The 23,121-nt window shown below is 69.7% G+C and carries 11 protein-coding genes; 10 read left to right on the top strand and 1 reads right to left on the bottom strand.

The window, feature by feature from the left end; all coding sequences use genetic code 11:
• The first annotated feature begins 168 nt into the window (after window positions 1–168).
• From pglW to ACFQPD_RS06065, 8 genes are all read left to right on the top strand, one after another.
• The gene (gene pglW / locus ACFQPD_RS06100; protein WP_385899459.1) at window positions 169–4,419 is read left to right on the top strand and encodes a BREX system serine/threonine kinase PglW; all 4,251 of its coding nucleotides are present in this window, start codon (window positions 169–171) and stop codon (window positions 4,417–4,419) included.
• The gene (gene pglX, locus ACFQPD_RS06095; protein WP_385899458.1) at window positions 4,416–7,937 is read left to right on the top strand and encodes a BREX-2 system adenine-specific DNA-methyltransferase PglX; all 3,522 of its coding nucleotides are present in this window, start codon (window positions 4,416–4,418) and stop codon (window positions 7,935–7,937) included. The genes pglW and pglX overlap by 4 nt, the downstream gene beginning before the upstream one ends.
• Window positions 7,934–11,665, top strand: a complete 3,732-nt coding sequence (locus ACFQPD_RS06090; protein ID WP_385899457.1) for a DUF6079 family protein — start codon at window positions 7,934–7,936, stop codon at window positions 11,663–11,665. The genes pglX and ACFQPD_RS06090 overlap by 4 nt, the downstream gene beginning before the upstream one ends.
• Complete coding sequence (gene pglZ, locus ACFQPD_RS06085) at window positions 11,662–14,334, top strand: BREX-2 system phosphatase PglZ (protein WP_385899456.1); 2,673 nt, start codon at window positions 11,662–11,664, stop codon at window positions 14,332–14,334. Before ACFQPD_RS06090 ends, pglZ begins: the two co-directional genes overlap by 4 nt.
• Window positions 14,335–14,417: 83 nt before the next feature.
• On the top strand, window positions 14,418–15,188 hold the full coding sequence (locus ACFQPD_RS06080) for a hypothetical protein (protein WP_385899455.1): 771 nt from the start codon (window positions 14,418–14,420) through the stop codon (window positions 15,186–15,188).
• A 294-nt stretch (window positions 15,189–15,482) separates the two neighbouring features.
• Entirely contained in the window at window positions 15,483–16,814 is a 1,332-nt protein-coding gene (brxD, locus tag ACFQPD_RS06075) for a BREX system ATP-binding protein BrxD (RefSeq protein WP_385899453.1), read from the top strand.
• Window positions 16,814–18,943 carry a DEAD/DEAH box helicase gene (locus tag ACFQPD_RS06070; protein WP_385899451.1) on the top strand — a complete coding sequence of 710 codons (2,130 nt, stop codon included), beginning with the start codon at window positions 16,814–16,816 and terminating at the stop codon, window positions 18,941–18,943. Before brxD ends, ACFQPD_RS06070 begins: the two co-directional genes overlap by 1 nt.
• 477 nt (window positions 18,944–19,420) lie before the next feature.
• Window positions 19,421–20,335 carry an FRG domain-containing protein gene (locus tag ACFQPD_RS06065; protein ID WP_385899449.1) on the top strand — a complete coding sequence of 305 codons (915 nt, stop codon included), beginning with the start codon at window positions 19,421–19,423 and terminating at the stop codon, window positions 20,333–20,335.
• A 46-nt stretch (window positions 20,336–20,381) separates the two neighbouring features.
• Here ACFQPD_RS06065 and ACFQPD_RS06060 read toward each other — a convergent pair whose 3' ends face one another.
• Complete coding sequence (locus tag ACFQPD_RS06060) at window positions 20,382–21,761, bottom strand: hypothetical protein (protein WP_385899447.1); 1,380 nt, start codon at window positions 21,759–21,761, stop codon at window positions 20,382–20,384.
• A gap of 196 nt (window positions 21,762–21,957) precedes the next feature.
• Between ACFQPD_RS06060 and ACFQPD_RS06055 the strand changes: the two genes are divergently transcribed.
• Together ACFQPD_RS06055 and ACFQPD_RS06050 are read left to right on the top strand one after the other, a co-directional pair.
• Entirely contained in the window at window positions 21,958–22,440 is a 483-nt protein-coding gene (locus tag ACFQPD_RS06055) for a transposase (protein ID WP_385899649.1), read from the top strand.
• The gene (locus ACFQPD_RS06050) at window positions 22,409–23,110 is read left to right on the top strand and encodes a transposase (RefSeq protein WP_385899446.1); all 702 of its coding nucleotides are present in this window, start codon (window positions 22,409–22,411) and stop codon (window positions 23,108–23,110) included. Before ACFQPD_RS06055 ends, ACFQPD_RS06050 begins: the two co-directional genes overlap by 32 nt.
• Window positions 23,111–23,121 lie beyond the last annotated feature (11 nt).

Genomic DNA, 23,121 nt, shown 5'->3' with positions numbered 1-23,121 from the left:
ACACTCCCAAAGCCTCCAGTTCCGGGAGCAGGTGCTTCATTGTGAGACGGCGTCTCCTCTCAAAGTTATGACTCTCCGGGTGATAGCAGCGGGCGCTACGGCGTCGGCGAGACGCCGCACCCCGACCTGGCTAAGCTGACTCGGAGCATCGAGGCAAGGAGGGGCTGCGTGGTCGACGACCGGTGGGTCGAAGTCACCCCCTCCCAGTTCGCGCACGAAGCCGACGGCCTCCGCATCGTCCGCGACCTCCTCCCCAAGCGTGCCCCGTTCCGTGCCTGGACCAACTTTGAGTTCCGCGACGACCGCGGCAACTGGTCCGAGGTCGACCTCCTCATCCTCGCCCCCGACGGCCTCCACCTGGTCGAGCTGAAGTACTACTCCGGACGCCTCCACGGCAACGACCAGACCTGGCTCCGCGACGGCCGCGCTGCGGAGGACTCCCCCCTCCGCCTCGCCAACCGCAAGGCCAAGCGCCTGCGCTCCAAGCTGATGAGCGCCTACGACGACTGGCGCCGCGGCCGGCGCTTCGACTCCCCGCCGCCCCCCGCCCGCGACGTCATCCCCTACATCCAGGAGTCCGTCTTCCTCCACCATCCGGACCTGGTCGTCGATCTCCCCGAGCCCGACCGCCGCGACCTCTACGGCCTCCCCGGCAACGAGGCCGCCTCCGGCCTCACCCCCATCACCGAGCTGTTCAACGGCACCCCGCACCCAGGCAGCGAGGTCCGCGAGAACGCCGTCGTCGGAATGATGAAGCTCATCGGACTGCGCTCCCACCAGCGCGAGGCAGGCAGCTTCGTCCTCGACCCCCAGCCCGTCGACGACGGCCCGGGCTGGCAGGACTGGCTCGGCACCCACAAGCTCCTCAAGACCCGCCGCCGCATCCGCTTCCGCACCGTCCCGGAGGGCTCGCCCGACGAGGCCCGCCGCCGGGTCCGCCGCATCGCCGAGCACGAGATGCGGGTCATGCAGCACCTGAGCCACGACGCCGTCCTCCGCCCCGAGGATCTGGTCGATTCCGACCTCGGGCCAGGCCTCGTCTACCCCTACGACCCCGCCTGGCAGCGCCTCGACCTCTGGCTCGCCGGCCGCCCCACCCTCGGTTTCGACGACCAGCTCGCGCTCGTCCGCCAGGTCGCCGAGGCCCTCGCCTACGCCCACGGCAAGAACGTCGTCCACCGCGGCCTCAACCCGCGCGCCGTCCTCGTCAACACCGACCGCGACGGCCGTCTCCAGGTGAAGGTCGGCGACTGGCAGGGCGTCGGCCGCACCGACGAGGCCACCCACACCGAGGCCACCCGCGGCGTCACCCAACTGGCCGACGTCCTCGCCGGCGAGATCCCGCTGGCCGACCGCTGGGCGCGCGCCGCGTTCACCGCCCCCGAGGGCATCCAGGTGGGCACCCCGGACCGCCTCCGCCTCGACGTCTTCTCGCTCGGCGCGCTCGCGTTCTACCTCGTCACCGGCGGCCAGCTCCCCGCCCGCAACCGCGCGGACCTCACCACCCGCCTCCGCGAGCAGCGCGGCCTCGACGTATCGGTCGAGCTCCCCGAGGTGCCGCCCGCCCTCCGCGACGCCATCCTCCAGGCCACCCACCCGCAGGTCTCCGACCGTCTCCCCGACGTGGCCGCCTTCCTCGGTGCCCTCGACGCCGCCACCGCCGGCCCCGCGCAGGAGGAGGCGGCCGATCCCCTCGACGCCGGCCCCGGCGCCATCCTCGGCGGCCGGTTCGAACTGAAGAGCCGCCTGGGCGCCGGCTCCACCGCCGTCGGTCTGCTGGTGGAGGACCTCAGCCTCGACGACCGGCCCGAGCGGGTCCTCAAGGTGGCCGTCGACGACGCCGCCGCCCGCCGCCTGGAGGACGAGGCCGACACTCTCCGGCAGGTCAACAGCCCACGCATCGTCAAGCTCATCGAGGGTCCGCTGGAGGTCGCCGGCCGCCGTGCCCTCCTCCTGGCCTCCGCCGGTCGCGAGACCCTCGCCACCCACCTCGGCAACCGCGAGCGACTCTCCCTGGACCTCCTCGACCGCTGGGGCACCGACCTGCTGGAGACCCTCGTCGTCCTTGACGACGCCGGCGTCACCCACCGCGACATCAAGCCCGCCAACCTCGGCGTCCGCACCGAGCGCAGCGGCAGCAGCGACCGCGCCAAGCACCTCGTCCTCTTCGACTTCTCCCTGGCCAAGGCCGCCGCCTCCGACATCCAGGCCGGCACCCGCCCCTACCTCGACCCGTTCCTCACCGCCCGCCGCCAGTACGACTCGGCCGCGGAGCGCTACGCCGCCGCCGTCGTGCTGTTCGAGATGGCCACCGGCCACCCGCCCGTCTACGGCGACGGCCTCTCGGACCCGGCCGCCATCCCCGACGAGGCGGCCATTGACCCCACCCGGTTCGACCCCTCGGCCTCCGCGCAACTCACCGCCTTCTTCGCCCGCGCCCTGGCCCGCGACGCCTCCGCCCGGCACGACACCGCCACTCAGATGCTCCTCGACTGGCGCGCCTGCTTCCCCGCCAGCTCCGTGCCGCCCACCAACGCCGACGAGCTCGCCGCCCAGGCCACCGCCGACACTCCGCTCGCCCAGTCCGGCCTCACCCCCCGCGCCATCTCCGCGCTGGAGCCGCTCAAGGTGGTGACGGTGGGTGACGTCGCGCAGATCGACGCCGTCCGCCTCAACCGGCTCCCCGGCTCGTCGGCCGCCACCCGCGAGGAGATCAAGCGCCACGCGAAGACCTGGCGGGACAAGTACAAGAGCAGGGAGCGCATCTGGCGCGTGGTCGAGGGCACCACCTCCCTGCCCGACCCTCACGACAGCGCCGAGGTCCTCCTCGCCGCGGCCCGCCGGGGCAAGGATGACCGCGCCGTCGAACTCGCCACCCTCGTCCTCGGCCTCCTCAGAGACACCGACCCCAACGCCACCCAGGCCGAGCTGGCCGCCGCCCTCGCACCGCCGCTCACCCGCGGCCGCGTCAGCCAGCTCTTCGCCACCCTCCAGGACCGCTGGGCCGCCGACCCCGCCGCCCTCACCCTGCTCAGCCAACTCACCGACGCCGTCGACCAGCGCCTCGCCGACCTCGGCGGCGTGGCCACCTTCGACGAGCTCGCCACCCACCTGCTGAGCCTCATGCTCGCCGGACCCTCCGCCGACGAGGCCACCAAGCTCCGCCTCGCCCAGGGTCTCCTGCGCTGGACCCTGGAGCGGGAGGCCGCCCGCGAACGCGCCGAGGGCTCCGACGACGGCGAGGCGGGCTGGCTGCTCCGCCGTCGCGAGGGTCAACCCTTGCTCGTGGCCGTCCGACACGACCTCCTCGACGTCGCCGAAGCACTGGGCCGCCGCGCCGACTCCCTGGTCGACGAGGCCAACGGGTCGGGCACCGACGCCATCGTCCCCGCCGCCCGCGCCGCCCAGCAGCTGGGCGCCGTCCTCGACCAGGCCACCCCGCCCCGCGCCGCCGCCCCATTCGACGACCTCCGCGAGGGCCAGCGCCTCGCCCAGCTAGCCGCCCTCGTCTCCCGGCACACCGGAGCCTCCGCCGCAGGCGAACTCCACCACCGCGACCTCACCCCCGCTGCCGCGCTCCGCGCAACCCTGCCCGCCGTCATCCCCGGCCAGCTCTACCGCCCCAGCGAACTCCGCGAACGCGTCCAGGCCCGGTTCCCCCAGCTCCGCCCCCTCCCCCAGCGGCCCGAGCTCGACTCCATCGTCGACGGCCTCGGCCGCGGCCTCCGCTACGACGACACGGCCCGCGGCTACCGCGCCGCCGCCGCGGCCGGCAAGGACACCACCGGCCTCGAGTCGCGCCTCCAGACCCAGCTCGGCACCCCCGCCACGCTCGCCTCCGGCCCCGGCGCCGTCGGGCAGCGGCTGATCGATAGCCGCAAGGGTCGCTCCTTCGTCGCCCTCGGCGTAGACGCCGGTGCCCACGAGCGCCTCGTCGGCGTGCTCACCACCCACTTCGACGCCGTCACGCTGGACCTCACCCACACCCTCATGGACGCCCTCCACGCCACCGCCGCCGCGGCCGGGCTCCCCTGGGACGTGGTCCTCGGCGCCGACGCCGACCAGCCCGGTTCCCGCGCCCACAACGGCCTCCGCGCCCTGGTCGAGCGATCCCTGCCCACCGTCCGCGCCACCATCGAGACCACCCTGCAGGAGGCGGCGGGCCGCCCCGTCGCGCTCCTCGACGCCTCGCTGCTCGCCCGCTACGACGCCCTCGGCATGCTGGCCGGCTGGATGGACCTCTCCACCCCCCGCCCGACGGCGGTGTGGCTCGTCGTGCCGCAGCTCCACGGCAACATCGGCCCCATGGTCGACGGGCACTCCCTGCCCCTGACCGCCCCCAATCAATATGTGTCGGTGCCGCGCGATTGGATCGACACGTACCATCGCACCCCCGCCCCGGAAGGACACCCCGCGTGATCAGCCCCGCCGCTCTCGTCGCCGATCTGAAGAAGCAGGTGCTTCTCCTGGAGGACGACCTGCGCCAGCGGATCACGCTGCCGGAGTTTGACCAGCCGTGGCGCAGCGAGCACGCCGCCGCCACCTCCGGCGACCGCACCGCCGCCACCTACACCGCCTGGGCCGACGACCGCATCACCCAGGCCGCCGTCTCCTGGGTGCTGACGACGGTGTTCGTCCGGTTCTGCGAGGACAACCGCCTCCTCACCCCCGTCTGGATCGCCGGCCCCGGCCACCGCTACCAGGAGGCCCTCGACGCGGAGCTCGCCTACTTCCGCCGCAACCCCGAGCACACCCACCGCGAATGGGTGGAGCAGGCTTGTCACCACCTCGCCAACACCCCCGCCACCCGCGGGCTGGTCGACGACCAGGCCATGCTCCACACCGTCTCCCCCTCCGGCCAGGCCGTCGGCCGGCTCCTGGAGTTCTGGCGACAGCGCACCGACGACGGCGCCCTGCTGCACGACTTCACCGACCCGGAGCTCAGTACCCGCTTCCTCGGCGACCTCTACCAGGACCTCTCCGACCACGCGAAGAAGACCTACGCCCTCCTCCAGACCCCGGAGTTCGTCGAGGAGTTCATCCTCGACCGCACCCTCGAACCGGCCCTGAACGACCGCCCGCTCGACGGGTTCAAGATGATCGACCCGGCCTGCGGCTCGGGCCACTTTCTCCTCGGCGCCTTCAGCCGCATCCTGGCCCGCTGGCAGGCCGAGGCCCCCGCCCTCGGCCGCCGCGACCAGGTGCAGAACGCCCTCGACGCCGTGTGGGGCGTCGATATCAACCCCTTCGCCGCCGCGATCGCCGTCTTCCGCCTCACCGTCGCCGCCCTCAGAGCCATCGACCACACCTCCCTCGAGACCGCACCCGGCTTCAACATCCACGTGCTCGCCGGCGACTCGCTGTGGTTCAGCCACGACCAGGAGGGGCTGTTCGACCACAAGGACGACTTCGCCTACTCCACCGAACACAGACAAGAACTCATCGACGCCCTTCGCCGCGGACAGTACGACGCCGTGGTGGCAAACCCGCCCTACATCACGGTCAAGGACAAGGCCCTCAACGCGGGCTACCGCGAGCGCTACAACTACCTCAAGGGCAAGTATCAGCTGACCGCGCCGTTCATGGAACTACTCTTCAAGCTCGCCAAACGAGGCGACGGATCGACTCAGGCCGGTTGGGTCGGCCAGATCACGTCCAACGCCTTCATGAAGCGCGAATTCGGCACCCCTCTGGTCGAAGATCTCCTGGCCGCACTGGATCTCAAGCTCATCATCGACACCTCGGGCGCGTACATCCCGGGTCATGGGACCCCCACCGTCATCATTGTGGGCAGAAACCAACGCCCCGTGAGCGATCATGTTCGCGCCGTCCTCGGGAAGCAGGGCGAGCCGGGTCGACCACAGGACGCTGCCCGTGGACTGGTCTGGTCCTCGATCCTGCAACATATTGAAATGCCGGAATCCGAGACTCCGTGGATCTCCACCACCGATCTCCCTCGACGATCCTTGGCTCAGCACCCCTGGAGCCTTTCAGGAGGCGGAGCCGCAGCAGTAGTTCCGGTGCTCGCCACAGGTCGGCGCCTTTCAGATCACGCCGCTTCCATCGGGATCACATCGTTCACCCTGGAGGACGAGGCGTATCTCGCCCCACGAGCGTCTTTGGAGACAAGAGACGTTAACAGGCGCTACACGCGCTGGATGATGCTCGGTGACGAGATTCGAGACTGGATCACGTCCCCGACGACGGCAGCCATCTTTCCTTACGAAGAGGACCTACGTCCCATGGCCCCGGACTCTGACGCAAGCATCCTAAAGTGGCTGTGGCGAACGAGGACGAACCTGAAGAACAACGTCATGTTCGGAGGAAAGACCAAGGTCGACACCGGACTGCAGTGGACCGAGTACGGACGGTTGACGGTAACCAAACTCCGCATCCCGCTGTCGATCACCTTCGCCGAAGTCGCCACGCACAACCACTTCGTCCTGGACCGGGGCGGGAAGGTGTTCAAGCAGACGGCGCCGGTCATCAAGCTGCCCGCCAACGCCACCGAGGACGACCACCTCAAGCTCCTCGGCGTCCTCAACTCATCCACGGCCTGCTTCTGGCTCAAACAGAACTGTTTCAACAAGGGCAACGGCGGAATCGGTGGTGGAATCGGAGACGAGGCGTGGGAGCCGCGCTACCAGTTCAACGGCACCACCCTGCAGGACTTCCCGCTGCCCGCGTCTTTCCCGCTGGAGCGCGCCACCACCCTCGACTCTCTCGCCCAGGAGCTATCCGCTCAGCAGGTGAACGCGCGGATCGCCGTCGACACACCGTCGGCGGCCCTGCTCGCCGACGCGGAACGGACCCAGGCGTCACTTCGTGCGCGGATGATCTCCCACCAGGAGGAGTTGGACTGGGAGGTCTACGCCTCCTACGGCCTGCTGGACGAGGCGCTCGTCTATGCGGGCGAGCCCCCCGAGGTGCAACTCGGCGAACGCGCCTTCGAAATCGTGCTGGCCAGGAAGATCGCCGCCGGCGAGGAAAGCACCGCCTGGTTCGACCGGCACGGCTCCACCCCCATCACGGACATCCCTGCTCACTGGCCGGCCGATTACCGCGAGCTGGTGCAGCGGCGCATCGACGCGATCGAGTCCGTCGACGCCATCCGGCTGTTGGAGGCGCCCGAGTACAAGCGCCGCTGGGCCACCGAGCCGTTCGAGAAGCAGGCCGACCGCGCCCTGCGTGGCTGGCTGCTCGACCGTCTGGAGGACCGCTCGCTGTGGTTCACGGCGCAGGGCCAGGTGCGGCCGCAGTCGGTCAGCCAGCTCGCCGACACGCTCGGCCGCGACCCGGAGTTCCGCAGCGTCGTCGACCTCTGGCAGGGCCGCCGCGACACCGACCTCGAAGCAGCGCTCACCTCCCTCGTCGAGACCGAGGCTGTCCCCTACCTCGCCGCGCTCCGCCTCAAAGAACCGGGCCTGCGGAAGTTCGCCGACTGGCAGCGCACCTGGGACCTGCAACGCCGCGAGGACGCCGGCGAGCCCGTCGGCGCCATCCCCGTCCCGCCCAAGTACGGCTCCACCGACTTCCTCAAGCCCTCCTACTGGCAGGCTCGCGGCAAGCTCGACGTGCCCAAGGAGCGGTTCATCCTTTACCCCGGCGCCGGGCGCGAGACCGACCCCACCCCCCTGCTGGGCTGGGCCGGCTGGGACCACGCGCAGCAGTCCCTCGCCCTGGCCACGATTCTCCACGAGCGCATCGCCGAAGGGGCCCCAGACACCCAGCTCGTCCCGCTCGTCGCGGGGCTGGCCGAGCTGCAGCCGTGGGTGGAGCAGTGGCACTCCGAGCTCGACCCCACCTTCGGCGTCAGCCCGGCACAGTTCGCCCGGGAGCAGCTGAGCGAGCACCTCAAGTCGCTCGGCCTCACCGTCGACGACCTCGCCGCGTGGCGTCCCCCAGCCCCCACCCGCGGAAGGAGGGCCGCCAAGTGAGCGCCCTACTGCGTGACATCTTCACCATCCCGGAGACCACCAGCACCGCCGACTACGTGCTGCGGCTCACCGAGAGCGTCGACGACGCCCACCTCGCCCGCACGCTCGACGACTACGTGGTCACCGACGAGCTGGCCAGGGCGTTCGACAGCGCGCTGGGTGTCGTCGCCACAGCCATCTCGGCCAACTCCAGCAAGGGCGCGTTCCTCACCGGCTCGTTCGGCTCCGGCAAGAGCCACTTCATGGCCGTCCTCTACGCGCTGCTCCGGCAGACCCCGAAGGCTCGCGCCATCCCCGAGCTGGCGGGCGTCGTCGCCCGGCACGACCCCCAGCTCCAGGGCCGCAAGATTCTCCCCCTCACCTTTCACCTGCTGGGGGCGCAGTCGCTGGAGCAGGCCCTGTTCGACGGCTACCTCCGCCAGGTCCACGAGCTCCACCCCGACGCCACCCCGCCACTGCTGCACCAGACCAGCCGCTTGCTGGAGGACGCCGACTCGCTGCGGCGTCGCATCGGAGACCAGGCGTTCTTCGACGGCCTCAACGAGGGCACCGAGGCCGGGGACGTGTGGGACTCCTTCCTCGGCGGGGCCGCCACCTGGGACGCCGCCAGCTACGACGCTGCCCGCGCCGCCTCCGCGCAGGACCCGCGCCGCGCCGAGCTGGTGGCCGCCCTGCAGGAGCGGTACTTCGCCGCCTACAGCCGGCACGCCTCCCACATCGGGCTCGACGAGGGCCTCACCGCCATCTCGGCGCACGCGCAGTCGCTCGGCTACGACGCCGTGGTGCTGTTCCTCGACGAGCTGGTGTTGTGGCTGGCGTTCCGCATCCGCGACCACGCGTTCTTCGGCGCCGAGGCGCAGAAGATCAGCAAGCTGGTCGAGGGCGGGCAGGGCGGCCGCCGTATCCCGCTGGTCTCCTTCATCGCCCGCCAGATGGACCTCCGCCGCTGGCTGGCTGACTCGGGCGCCAGCGGCGCCGAGCAGCAGGCGCTCGACCAGGCGTTCCGCTTCCAGGAGGGCCGCTTCCCGGAGATCCGGCTGGGCGACGACAACCTGCCCTACGTCGCCAACAAGCGCCTCCTCACCCCCCGCGACGACGACGCCAAGCGCGAGATCGACCGCGCCTTCGACACCCTCGACCGGCGCGCCGAATCCTGGGACGTGCTCCTCGACGGCATCAACACCGACGACAGGCACCGCGGCGCCGACGCCGCCCAGTTCCGGCTCACTTACCCCTTCTCCCCCGCGCTGGTTTCCACGCTCCGGTCGCTTGCCGGCGTCATGCAGCGCGAGCGCACCGCGCTGAAGGTGATGCAGCAACTCCTGGTCGACCGCCGCGACGAGCTCTCCATCGCCGACGTCATCCCCGTCGGCGACGCCTTCGACTACCTGGTGACCGGAGCCGCGGGCGACCAGCCGCTCGACGAGGCCTCGGCCGCCCTCTTCCGGGCCGCCAACAGCCTCTACAAGGAGCGGCTGGAGCCGATGATCCTCAAGCAGTACAACCTCACCGCCGAGGATCTGCGCAGTGGCGCCCCGCTGCCCCCGGCGCTCGTCGGTGACCTGCGGCTGGCGAAGACGCTGCTGCTGAGCGCCGTCGCGCCCAACGTGCCCGCCCTCAAGGGGCTGACCGCCGGCCGGCTGGCGTCGCTCAACCACGGCTCCATCCGCTCCCCCCTGCCCAACGGCGAGGCCAGCGTGGTGCTGTCCAAGGTGCGGCAGTGGGCCACGCAGGTGCCGGAGATCCGCGTCGAGACCGAGGGCCGCAACCCGCTGATCTCCGTGCAGCTCTCCGACGTGGACTACGAGTCGGTGGTGGACCGCGCCCGCGGCGAGGACAACGACGGCCGCCGCCGCGAGCTGATCAAGCGGCTCGTCGCGGAGGGCTTCGGCCTCGACGCGCTCGGCCCGCAGGACATGCTCGGCGCCCACACCCACAAGGTGATCTGGCGCGGCACCGCCCGCGAGGTGGATCTGGTCTTCGGCAACGTCCGCGACGCCGGCTGGCTGACCGACGAGCACTTCCGCGCCCGCCCGTCGACGTGGCGGTTCGTCGTCGACCACCCGTTCGACGACCCGGGCCACTCCGCCGCCGAGGACCTTGCCCGGATCGACCAGATGCGCGCCCGGAACTGGGACGAGCGCACCATCGTGTGGCTGCCGCGGTTCTTCAGCTCCGAGCGGATGCGCGACGTCAGCCGCCTCGTGATCCTCAACTACCTCCTCGACGGCGCCGGCGACCGCTACGCGTCCTTCGCCGACCACCTCTCCGAGACCGGCCGGGTGCAGGCGAAGACCATCCTGCAGTCGCAGCGCGAGGCGCTGCTGCACCGGATCCGGCAGGCTATTCAGGTGGCCTACGACGTCGAGTCCCCGCTGGGCAGCGGCGACGTGGTGGGCGACGCCTCGCACCCCGAGGTGCTGGCCTCGCTGACGCCCAGCTTCACGCCCCGACCCTCGGCCGGCGGCACCCTCAAGCAGGCCTACGAGTACTTGGTGCGGGAGGCGTTCTCCGCCACCTACCCGGCGCACCCGCGGTTCGAGCCGGGCGACGAGGAGGTGCGCCCGCGCGAGCTGCAGGTGGCGTACTCCTACGTCGAGCAGGCGCTGGCGGACCGCGAAAACCGGGTGCCCTTGGGATCGGACGCCGCTGCCGCGCGCCGGGTCGCGAACCCGCTGGGCGTGGGCAAGGCGGCAGAGACGCACTTCCTCATGGGAGACGAGTACTTCGCCGCTTGGGGCCCGGAGTTCGAGCGACGGCTCGGCTCCCGCGACGCCGACGCCCGCGGACCGGTCACCGTGGGCGAGGTGCGCGGCTGGATCGCCGCGATGGAGCCCAAGGTCGGACTGACCCGGGAGGTGGCCGACCTGGTGATCCTCGCCTGGGCGGCGCTGCGCCGTCGCGCCTGGTACCACCACGGCGCCACGATCGACGCCCCCAAGCCCGGTGCGCTGCGCGACGACATGGAGCTGCGCGAGCAACCCATGCCCAGCGAGGACGAGTGGGCCACGGCCATCCGCCTGGCCGGCTCGTTGTTCGGGCTCACCAGCTCCACACACGCCACACCCAGCGCGGTGGCGAACCTGGCCCAGGCCGTGCGCGCGAAGGCCATCGAGTGGTCGGAGCCCAGCGCCCGGCTGGTCACGGCCCTTGAGGCGGCCGGGAAGTCGGTGGGGCTCGACGAGTCGCGGCCGAACCAGCGGCTGGCCACCGCCCGGGCCGCCGCGGACCTGTGCGAAGTGCTGCGCGGGCTGAACGGCCTGCCGCTGATCAAGCGGCTCGCGGCCGCAGACATCCCCCAGGCGACGGCCACCGGCCGGTCGCTGGCGAGCGCGGGCGCTGTCGCGGCCAAGGTGACCGGGTACGACTGGCACCGCTTCGAGCCCCTCATCACCGCCTCCTCTGGCGAGGGCGAGCGGGCCGACGAGGCCGCCGGGATCCTGACCCGGCTGCGCGAGGCGCTCCTGGCCGACGAGTTCACCACCCAGCTTGCGCCCGCGATCACGAACGCGGACCGGGAGCTGTTCGACTGGCTCGCCCGGGGCAACCCAGGCCCCATGCCTCCCGTTCCGCCCGTGTCGCCGCCACCCGTTCCACCCAAGGCCGGCACGTCGGGGCGGGCCAGCCTCCGCGGGAGGGGCGGTCTGTCCGAGGTGTCCCGGCAGCTGGGCCAGTTCGTCGAGGAGCACCCGGATGAGAACGTCGTCGTGGAGTGGCGGGTCGAATGACGGTTGACGTCGCCGCCAGCGCGGCGGTCACCCCGGCCATCGCGCGCGCGTTCATCGAGCAGGCCCGTCACAAGAACTACTCGCACGGGGTGATCGGGGTGCGGGCCCGCCCCGAGGCCACCCGCGAGACCACCTTCCAGTTCGGCGGGCAGACCGTGCGGATCGTCCCGGCCGGCTCGGCATTGGCCCTCCGCGAGGCCATCCGGAGAGCCGACCCCGACGGCTGGCTCGTCGTGGTCACCGACCGCAGCGACGACGACCTCGGCGCCGGCCTCCTGTCCCACCTCATCTGGCAGCGGCTCCGCCACCCCGACCCCTGGCAGGCCGTGCAGCAGGCATTCGCCGCGCACAGCGTCGACGCCCGCCTGCTCAGCCTCGGCAACGCACGCGACGTGGCCTCCGGTCTCCTCGAGCTCGCCCCCACCGACGGCTGGCCGCCAGCCCCCGCCGGGGTGCTGACCCGCGACCACGCGCTGTCGTCGGCGGCCCGCGCCGAGCTGGGACTGCCCGCCGGGCCGGTCGACCTCATCGCCGTCCTCCACTGGTCCACCGACGCCTCGCTGCCCGCCGCCATCGCCCGGCTCCGCAGCAGGGCCGGGGAGACCACCGTCGATGCCATCCTCGACTGGGTGGCCGACTCCTCCGGCGAGGCGGCCCCCTTCGTCGCCGCGCTGCTGCGGACCGGCACCGTCAACGACCTCGTGCCGCTCGGCGTCGCCGTCGACTGCCTGCTCAACGCCCGCGACCGGCACGAGGGAGAGCTCGCCCTGGCCCGGCTCCAGCACCGCTGGGGCTCGGTGCCCCGCGAGTCGCTCGCCGCGGCCGGCCGGCTCTCGCGGGTGGTGCTGTCAGGATTGCTGGGTGCGAGTGCCACCGCACGCACCGGCGCCGCGCTCCTGGCCCAGGCCGACGACCTCCTCAACTCGGCGCAGGCCCAGCACCTCACCGAGGCCTCAACCCTGCTGCGCTCCGGGCTCACCCACCGCCTCCGCGGCCTGGCCGAGGCCCTTCGCCACGGCGCCGACGGCGACATCTCCGCCCTGGAATCGGCGTGGGCGCGAGTCGCCGAGCACGAGTTGGTCGACGGCGACACCCGCGTTGCCCCCGCCCGCGCCGGGGTGCGGCTGGTGCGCTGGCTGACCGCCACCTCCGACGACGAGTCGCCTTCGGCGCTCGCCGCTCTGGCCGATCGTCACCTGTTGGTGGACGCGTGGGTGGACTCGGCTGTCAACGACGCCGAGGCGGGGGTCGACGATCCCAAACTCGCCTCGGCGCTCGAGGCTGTGCTGCGCGCCGTCGAGTCCCGTCGCGACGCCCATGACCTGGAGTTCGCCTCCGCCCTGGCACGCGAGGGCTGCGGTGATTCGCTCGCCGGGGTGCGCGGCCTGGAGCAGGTGCTGCCCGACATCGTCGCGCCCCTGGCCCGTGACTACCCGACGCTGCTGCTGGTGCTTGACGGGATGAGCGCCGGCGTGGCCACCGAGATCATCCAGCACGCCACCACCGAGGTGGAGTTCGGCTTGGTTGAGTGCCTCGTCCCCGGGGCCGACCGGCGCACGCCCGCCCTGGCCGTGTTGCCCAGCGTCACGGAGATGAGCCGCACCTCGCTGCTAGCTGGTCGGTTGACGAGCGGCCAGCAGGACGCCGAGCGCCGCAACTTCGCCGCCTTCACCTCGGCGAAGGGCCTGGGCGAGGCCCCGCTGTTCCACAAGAAGGGCCTCGACACCGGCCGTCAGGGCTTCGCCATCGCCGACGACGTCCGCCTCGCGATCGCCGACACTGACCGCCATCGCCTCGTCGGATGCGTCCTCAACACCATCGACGACGCCCTCGACCGCACCGACCCGGGCGGCACCGACTGGACCGCCGAGACCGTCAAGCATCTTGGACCGCTCCTTCGTGCCGCGCGTGCGGCGGGTCGACTCGTGGTGCTGACCAGCGACCACGGCCACGTCGTGGAGCGACGCCGGGGGCAACAGCGCGGGACCGGACTCGGCGGCCGATACCGCACTGCGTCCGCTCCGGCCGCACCCGACGAGGTGCTCGTGTCCGGTCCTCGCGTCCTCGCCGACGGGCACGAGGCGGTGCTGGCCGTCAACGAACGGCTCCGCTACGGACCTCTGAAGGCGGGCTACCACGGCGGCGCAGCCCCGGCCGAGGTGGTTGTTCCTGTCGCACTGCTGGCGCCGTCGACCCTCTCCCACAAGCTCGCCGCCGCCCCGGTAGCTGAGCCGTCGTGGTGGGACCTGACCGGTGCACCCACGCTCCCCGTCGCGGCCCCCTCGCCCCCCGTCGAGGTGCCGGACGTCCCGCAGCCCGACCTGTTCTCCTCCGTCCCGGAACCGTCCGTCGCCGGCGGCGCGGGCCGGGCGCTCATCGAATCGACGACGTACCGTTCGCAGAAGAAGCTCGTCGGCCGAGTAGCCGTCACCGACGACTCCGTCGCCGCCCTCGTCGACGCCCTCACCTCGACGCCCGACCGTCGCCTCAGCGCCACCCGTGCAGCGTCGCTGCTGGGCGTTCCGGCGAACAGGGTTTCGATGGTGATGAGCCAGGTGTCGAAGTTGCTGAATGTGGAGGGCTACCCCGTCGTCGCCACCGAGGCGTCCACCCAGGCCGTCACCCTCGACGCCTCGTTGCTGGCGGAGCAGTACGGCGTCCGAGCCTGATGCCCGAGGCGAGGGGCTAGCCATCCGCTTGAGGTGACCGGAGGCGAGTCCGATGTGCGCAGCGTGCCCGCTACTGTCTTCGCATGCGTATTGGGGTGTACATCGACGGCTACAACCTCTACTACGGCGGACGCCGCCATTGTGGGGGTGGCACCCTCCCCTGGAAATGGTTCAACCCCCGCACGATGGTTGAGGGGGCGCTGGCGCATCAACTTAGCTTTGCGGTACAGGCCGGGCACACTCAGACGGTTAACACCTGGATGAACGCCACGGTGGACCGAGTCGTCTACTGTACGGCCCGCATCTCAGGCGTCAGAAACCCAACAGCTGCCACGGATCAGGACATCTATCTGAGCGCCATCAAGTCAGCCAGCGCTGTGGACCACATCGAATACGGCATCTACAAGTCCCGGGTCAAGCAGGCACCGCTCGCAACGCAGCAACGGGGCCAGGCCCCGGAGCCCGTCACATCGGGGGGGCCCGTTATCGTCATGGACCCTTCATGGAAGCCCCTTGGCGGAGCCATGTTCAAGGTCTCCTACCAATCTGACGAGGAGAAGGGCAGCGACGTTAACGTGGCCAGCCACCTCCTGATCGACGTCCTCACCGGGACAGTTGACGCGGCCATCGTCGTGTCCAACGACTCAGATCTCAAGTTCGCGGTCTCCTTCGCGCGCAGCAGAGTGCCCGTCGGAGTCATCAACCCGCGCGGCGGCAGGGCTGTTGCCGATCTCGTCGCGCCCGGAACCGTTGGCTCATCTCATCACTGGAACCGCAACCTTCGGCCCGAGGACTTCACGCAGAACCAACTACCAGACCCTGCCGGAGGATTCCGGAAACCGAGCGGATGGTGAGCGACACCTTGACAGAATCTGCATACTGGGCTTGACTTGACCCATAACCCACCTGGTTCCTTCTGGGAGCCAGGTCTTTTTGTCTTTTTCGTGGTCGGCCGTCTCTGTACTGGCTGCGAGGGCAGGTCCAAGTTTCGGCCTCGAAACTTGGAAGTTGGCGTCGACGCTCCAAGTCCAGTTGGAGGGCCAATGGATGCCGACGCGGTCGTGCGCCGCAGAGTCACGCCCTTCTCGGCGTCGGTCGCCGGCGAACCCGATAGGTTCGGATGACGCATGAACCGAGGAGGACGAATCATGGGGGACGTCTCCCCGCGTCGCCGTCGTGAAGTGATCGACGCTCTGCGCCGCGGAACGGTACCCGCGAACGGGCTGGACCTGTTGGCAGTGGGGCTGGACAGGTTCGGCTCGTCTCTCGACTCTGAGCTTGCCGCTGCGTCCGGCGGATCCGCCGTCTTCAAGGCGGTGCGCGGCGAATACGGCTCCGGCAAGACCTTCTTCACCCGACACCTCGCCGAGCGAGCGCTCCGCCTGGGCTGGGCGACGGCAGAGGTTCAGATCAGCGAGACCGAAACACCTCTGCATCGGCTCGAGACCGTCTACCGACGGATCACCGAGTCGCTGCGCACCGCGACGGTCCCGCCCAGCGCGTTCAGGTCGGTGCTCGACGGCTGGCTGTTCACCCTCGAATCCGACGCCACGGAGGCCGATCCCGCGCTGCTCCACGCCTCAGACAGCGCCCTGTCCACGGCCGTCGAGCGGCTCATGGAGGCGCGGCTCGCGGCCGTCTCCAGCAAGACCCCCGCGTTCGCTCAGGCCCTGCGCGGCTACCGCGCGGCCTCGCTGACCGGTGATGTCGCCACCGCCGACGGACTCGCCGCATGGGTCGGCGGCCAGCCGCACGTCGCAGCCTCCGCGAAACGCAGCGCCGGCCTCCGAGGCGACCTCGACCACTTCGGCGCCATGGCCTTCCTCCAGGGCCTTCTCACCGTCCTCAAGGACGCCGGACACCCCGGACTGCTCGTCGTCCTCGACGAAGTCGAGACGCTGCAGCGGGTCCGAGGCGACGTCCGAGACAAGGCCCTCAACGCCCTGCGACAGCTCATCGATGAGGTGGACTCCGGCCGGTACCCCGGCCTGTACCTCCTGATCACAGGTACCCCGGCCTTCTTCGAGGGCCCTTCGGGGCTCAGCCGCCTGCCACCGCTGGCCCAGCGCGTCCACACCGACTTCACCACCGATGCCCGCTTCGACAACCCCCGGGCAGTGCAGGTGCGGCTCCCGGGCTTCACCCGAGAGAGCCTCATCGAGCTGGGCGGCAGGGTCCGCGACCTCTACGCGGACGGCGCCGACGAGCCCGAACGCCTCCGGCAGGTGATCGACGAGCAGTACATCGGCGACTTGGCCGACGCCGTCGCCGGATCCCTCGGGGGCAGGGTGGGCGTTGCACCGCGAGTGTTCCTCAAGAAGCTGGTGGGCGACGTACTGGACCGGGTCGACCAGTTCCCTGACTTCGACCCGCGCACCCACTACGCGCTCACCGTCGACGCCGGCGAGCTCACCGCTGTGGAGCGCAACGCCGCCCGCGGCGCCGCCTCGCTGGACGAGATCGAGCTCGACACCCACTGATGAGTGGATTCGACGCCCTGCATCCAGTGGTGCAGCACCACATCGTCAACACCCTGGGCTGGCGCGACCTGCGGCCACTTCAGGACGCCGCTGTTGAGCCCCTGATCGCTGGCAAGGATGCCCTCCTCCTCGCGCCCACGGCCGGCGGCAAGACCGAGGCGGCGGTGTTCCCGATGCTGACCCGGATGGCAACGGAAACCTGGTCGGGCACCTCCGTGCTCTACATCTGCCCGCTCCGCGCGCTGCTCAACAACCTGGAGCACCGCGTCGATTCCTACGCCAAATGGCTCGGCAGGAGCGCCGCCGTGCGGCACGGGGACACTGCACAGAGCGTGCGGCGTCGCATCGCCGTGGAGCGGCCGGACATTCTCATGACCACCCCCGAGTCGATCGAGGCGATGCTTGTCTCCAGCACTTTGGACCCGCGGGTGCTGCTGGCGAACGTGCGGGCCGTCATCGTCGACGAGGTGCACGCCTTTGCGGGCGACGACCGGGGCTGGCATCTGCTCGCCGTCCTGGAACGGCTCACCCACCTCAGCAGCCGTCCACTGCAGCGGATCGGCCTGTCCGCGACGGTGGGTAACGCCGAGGACTTGCTCGGCTGGATACAGGGCTCGAACCGACGTACCGGGTTGCCGGGGGTCGTCATCGCACCACCGCCGGAGTCAGCGACTCAGGCCGAGGTGACGCTCGACTTCGTCGGCTCGATCGACAACGCGGCCACAGTGGTCTCACTGCTGCACCGGGGTGAGAAGCGCCTGGTGTTCGCCGACTCCCGACGCACCGTCGAACAGTTGGGTGTCCGGCTGGGTGAGCTCGCCGTCGACACCTACGTCTCACACTCGAGCCTGTCGGCCTCCGAGCGACGGAGGTCTGAGACGGCTTTCGCGGAGGCCCGCGACTGCGTGATCGTCGCCACCTCGACGCTGGAGCTGGGCATCGATGTCGGCGACCTGGACAGGGTTCTACAGGTGGGGGCTCCCACCACTGTCGCGTCGCTCCTCCAGCGGCTGGGACGGACGGGACGACGCCCGGGGACCAGCCGCAACATGACTCTGCTCGCCAGCAGCGACACCGAACTACTCCGGGCCGCTGCCCTGCTGCTGCTGTGGTCCGAGGGATTCGTGGAGTCGATCACAGCCCCACCGACTCCCGTGCACATCGCGGCTCAGCAGGTGCTGGCGATCACGCTCCAAGAGGGCCGGGTTGGCCGGCAGACGTGGCGGGACTGGATCGGCGACCTCGCCCTTGTGGACCCGGGCGATGAGGAGCGGCTGATCGCGACCCTGCTCGAGCGGGGGTGGCTGGACAGCGATCAGGACATGCTGATGGTGGGACCCGAGGCCGAGGGACGCTACGGCCGCCGGCACTTCATGGAACTGATGTCGGTGTTCACCTCAGACCCCCAGGTGACGGTGCTGCATGGCCGCACCGAGATCGGGACCGTGGATCCGATGGTCCTGCTCACCAAGGTGCAGGGACCGCGGCGGCTGGCCTTGGCTGGCCGATCGTGGGTGGTCACGTCGGTCGACTGGGATCGGCGGCGGGCGTTCGTGGAGCCGTCGGAGGGCGTGGGGTTGGCCCGATGGATGGGGTCATCGTCGCCGCTCAGCTTCGAACTCGTCGACGCCATGCGACGCGTCCTCCTGGGCGCCGAACCGAATGGGGTGGAGCTGAGCAGGCGTGCCCGCCAGAGATTGGACGAGCTCCGTTTCGAGATGGCGCACCGCGTCGACGCCCAGCGCACTGTCCTGCTGCACGAGTCCGGTGATACCCGGTGGTGGACATGGGCGGGAAGCCGAGCCAACGCCGTGCTGTGGGCAGCCCTGGAGCGGGTGGCGCCGAAGAACTGCGACCCCGTGTCGACGTTCACCAACGATCACGTGGTGCTTCGCGGCGACACGACGATGGCCGAGCTGCGGGCGGCTCTCGCTCTGGCGAGGCAGCAGTACGGCGACGACCTGACCGGTGTCGAGCCCGAGATCAGCGACCGAGCCATCCAGGACTTGAAGTTCTCGGACATGCTCCCGGAGGATCTGGCCGTCATGACGGTCGCTCGCAGGCTCAGCGACCACCGCCGTGCCGCTGATAAGGCGGCCTTGCCGCCCACCGAGCGCCGCCACCGTTGATAGCAGCTGCGGATCGGCTGCTCAGGCGACTCTGAGCGCGGGTCACATTCCGGCCAGTGACGCTCCACAGTTGCTGCAGTCATCTCCCGATGGAGTCCGCAGAAAACAACTCGGGCACGTGACCTCGTCTACCGGCTGCCGTGACCGGCCGCCACCCTGGCCGTCCGCGTGACCGTCAGGGAAGTGCTCGCGGCAATAGAACCGGGTGTGAAATGTGTCGCCCCACTCGCGCCGCATCATCCACAGGTCGGCCCGTGCGCGTCTGGCAGAGTTCTTTCCGCACGTCGAGCAGTAGCTACCCTCCGCGAAGTCGCCGTATCTGTGCGGGTCCCCAGTGAGAGCCGTCAGGGGGACCAGCTCATCGAGAGGCAGGTCGGCGAACCTTGCGTAGGTCTGGTCAGCAGCCATACCCCAACCATGCCTCACCTCGGTGACGCTCGAGGAACAACAGGAAGCCCTGTGTGAAAGGATCGCGCCATGCTGACCACCGGCGGCCTGCGCGAAGACGCAACCCCCCTTTATGCGCCCTACGAGACACTCATCGACGATTGGCACGCCTTGAACGCCGCGGTCGATCAATTGGGCGAGGCCTATCTGCACGAGCAGTTCGTTTGGCGCGGCCAGGCTGACGCGTCGTGGGGTCTCTTCAGCTCCCTCTACCGACAGGTGGCGGAGCAGTTGCGGAGAGTACCGACCGAAGAGGACTTGGTTGCCGCGGAGCGCCGGCTGTTGACTCTCGCCCGGGAGGACTGGCGGCTCGACGGTATCCCAGCACTTCCGCTGTTCGCCCGCATGCAACACGTGGGAGTTCCCACGAGACTGATCGATGCCACCCTCAACCCCCTCATCGCAGCGTGGTTCGCCGTCGCCTCCGACGTCGACGCGGACAAGGACGCCCGTCTATTTGCTTTCACCGTCAAGGGAAAGATCCAGCTGAACACCAAGTGGAGTGGCAACTCGCCCCGCTGGCATCCGAACGCCTACTTCCAGAACCCGAGGGACTGGGGAACCGGGTTGGGTCGGCGAGTATGGCTTCCCCCTGCCTTGCATGCCAGAATTCCCGCCCAGAGCGCGGCGTTCCTGCTCGACGGCGTCCCAGTTGATGGGCCAGTCAACGCCATGCCCCGACACAATCCTGACGAAGCGTCTACCTGGACCGCCGCACAGACCCGCGAGGTGGCGTCTATCCCGCTGAGGCTGGCGAGGATCAGACCCGAATCCCGACCGTTGTCCAAAGGTCTGGTGTTCACGTACCGCATCACCGCGAGCGCCAAGCCCAAAATCCGCCGCCAATTGGAAGATCGGTTCGGGTATCGCTTCGCCACGATCTACGCCGACATCGAAGGGCTGGCCACGTACCTCGTCAGGAATCCAAGCGTTCTGAGGGGATAGGGTCCTCGGATCCGAGACGCGTACGGGACCCGGGAGCCCTTCCCGGTCAGCTGCCGTCGACGGATTCACCTTCACGGTGTTCCTCGATCGATGGAGCGTCGTCTGACTTCCTCCTGAACAAGCCTCCAATCGCACCCCCGACCGAGCCCGCGGCGCCCCTCAGCGCCTGACCCGCCTGCTGAACCGCCGCGGCAGCACGCGGTTGATCCGGGACCCCGTCGCCATCGATGTCCACTGCACGGAAGACCCCAGTGGCCTTGTCGAATCCCTGGCCACCGAACCGCTTGACGGCTGCAGCACTCTCGGAGCCCGCGGCAGCCGCCTTCTGGACCGCTTCTCCGGCGGCCTGCCTCCACCGCTTGAGGACGGCGGACTCATGTTCAGTTTCGATGCCGAGCATCCGACGGAAGTCCACGACGCCACTGGCCACGAGGACGCTCGACGAAGCGGCAGCCGGCGAGTCGAAGGGATTGAAGAGCACCTTGGAGTTCGCCATGCCGACCGTCCTTGTCATCTGCTCCAGGATGCGTGCGGTGCTGCGAGCGACGAGGTCGAGGCGGTTGCGGCGCGCGGCGGCCAGGCCTAGTCGGTGACGGTCGAGGTCCGCAGGCGAATCATCGAGCATTCGATCCAATTCGAGCACAGAGGCAGCATCCTGGAGTTGGAAAGTGCGGGCGAGAACCGTCAGCCATTCCCGCACCCTCGGCTCAGCCGCCTTGGTTTCTTTAGCCAGGCCGCCGAGGTCGGTGGTCTTCTTCTGGAGCTTCTCCGCGATGGCGTCGAGTTGGCGGAGGGCGTACCCCTGCGTCCGAGCTATGGCCATGGAGGTGGCCTGCACCTTCGACCAGGTCACGTCCGAAACCCTGCCGACCTGCTCGCGAACAGTGAACGCTTCCTCGATGATCAGGTCCACGCCGATCATGTCAGCCAGGACCGCGTCTTTCTGAGCCCTGAGGATGTCCTCGACCTTCTCGTTGATCTCTTGCAGGTACTCGACGATCTGGTCCATCTGCTGTTGCATGGCCTGCTGCTGCATCATCGTGGCCAGCGCGGACAGCGCCAACGGTCCGGTGAGAAGAGCACCGGGCGCCTTGGCAATCTGGAGCCATCGCTGGACTTCGCCCGGCTTACCGATCATGGCGTGGTCGACGCCGCGAGTCTTGCTGGGCATCAGGCCGAATCGCTTGACCGCCTCGGCGGACTCTGCGGTGAGCTTGACCCAGCGGCCGGAGTTGGCTGCCAGTTCTGATCCGGTTTGGACCGCAGCACTTCCGCCACCAAGGAGTGATCCGAGTCGGCGGACGTCCAGGACCTTCGGCTCCATCCGGTCGAGGCCCTGATCGAGAAGGAATCGCTCGACATCAGGCGCAGCGCCGATCACTGCCAGGCCCTCGCCGTCGGTGAATAGTTGAATCCCGTTGCTCATGTCGGCTCCTTGTGCGCTGCCGGGGCGGATACTGCCGCGCCTGTGCGACTTCGCCTCGAACGCTACCCCACCTAGTACCGCGGCCATCAACCTTTGCCCTGTTGGCTGACACACCGGGCAGGGTCCGCTGCTGGGTTGCGGGGACGCGGGATCGTGCGGAGGTCAGTTCCTGTTCTTCCCCTCAGGAGTGTCCTCGATGGCCGAACGTGTTCGGGTCCGGGAAATCACCAACGACGAGGGCAACCGGCTGTTGCGCATAGTACGGCGCGACTCAGGGTCGGTTGTCACCTGGCGCCGAGCGCAGATCGTGCTGCTCTCGGCCCAGGGCATGGAAGCTCCGCAGATCGCGGCGGTCACGTTCACCAGCGCCGACCGGGTCCGTGATGTGATCCACAACTTCAACACCGACGGGTTCGACTCGCTGCGCCCGAAGTATGCCGGTGGCCGGCCCCCGAAGTTCACCACCGCGCATCGGGCCGCGATCACACAGATCGCCCTGGCCAGGCCCGGTGATCACGGGCTCCCGTTCTCGACCTGGTCACTGTCGAAACTGGCCGACTACCTGGTCGCTCAGGGGGTGGTCGAAGACATCTCTCACGAAGGGCTCAGGCAGCTGCTGCGTGACCAAGGCGTCTCCTTTCCAAGCCGTGAAGACCTGGAAGACCAGCACCGACCCTGACTACGAGGCCAAGAAGAACAGGGTCCTGGAGTTGTACGCCATCGCCGATGGCCGCAAGGAACCCGCACCGGGTGACCCGTCCGTGGTGATGTGTATGGACGAGTTCGGACCCCTCAACCTTCAGCCCCACCCCGGCAAGCAGTGGGCCCCTGTCGCCACCGGTAACGGCACCCAGGACTCTCCCCGGCGGAGGCGGCGCCGAGCGACCTACAACCGGCCACACGGAGTGCGGCACCTCCTCGCCGGCTACGACCTGTCCACCGACCGTCTCTACGGACACATCAAGACCCGCAAGACCCGCACCGAGTTCCTCGCGTTCTGCCGCTACCTCCGCACGCTCCATCCACCCGAGACGAGGATCGCGATCGTGCTCGACAACTTCAGCCCGCACCGCTCCACCAAGACCGACACCCGCGTCGGTGACTGGGCCGCAGCCAACAACGTCGAGCTCGCCTTCGTACCGTTCTACGGCTCCTGGCTGAACCGGATCGAGGCGCAATTCACCGGCCTGCGCTACTTCGCCCTCGACGGCACCGACCACAACACCCACCGGGAGCAAGCCAGCCTGATCCGCCGCTACATCATCTGGCGCAACTCCCACGCCACCGACCCACGACTCCGCAAAGTCCTCAAACGAGCCGCAATCATCAAGAGGGCCAAGGTTGCCTGACGCGGTACTAG

Source organism: Tessaracoccus sp. O5.2 (genome assembly GCF_964266725.1).
GTDB classification, from domain to species: Bacteria; Actinomycetota; Actinomycetes; order Propionibacteriales; family Propionibacteriaceae; genus Arachnia; species Arachnia lapidicapta.
This window is presented reverse-complemented; position numbering and strand designations above follow the sequence as displayed.

Coding starts and splice junctions, on each gene's coding strand:
- ACFQPD_RS06060 (WP_385899447.1), bottom strand. CDS start 21,761: ATGAGCAACGGGATTCAACTATTCACCGACGGCGAGGGCCTGGCAGTG.
- ACFQPD_RS06070 (WP_385899451.1), top strand. CDS start 16,814: ATGAGTGGATTCGACGCCCTGCATCCAGTGGTGCAGCACCACATCGTC.
- brxD (WP_385899453.1), top strand. CDS start 15,483: ATGGGGGACGTCTCCCCGCGTCGCCGTCGTGAAGTGATCGACGCTCTG.
- ACFQPD_RS06080 (WP_385899455.1), top strand. CDS start 14,418: ATGCGTATTGGGGTGTACATCGACGGCTACAACCTCTACTACGGCGGA.
- ACFQPD_RS06055 (WP_385899649.1), top strand. CDS start 21,958: ATGGCCGAACGTGTTCGGGTCCGGGAAATCACCAACGACGAGGGCAAC.
- ACFQPD_RS06065 (WP_385899449.1), top strand. CDS start 19,421: ATGCTGACCACCGGCGGCCTGCGCGAAGACGCAACCCCCCTTTATGCG.
- pglZ (WP_385899456.1), top strand. CDS start 11,662: ATGACGGTTGACGTCGCCGCCAGCGCGGCGGTCACCCCGGCCATCGCG.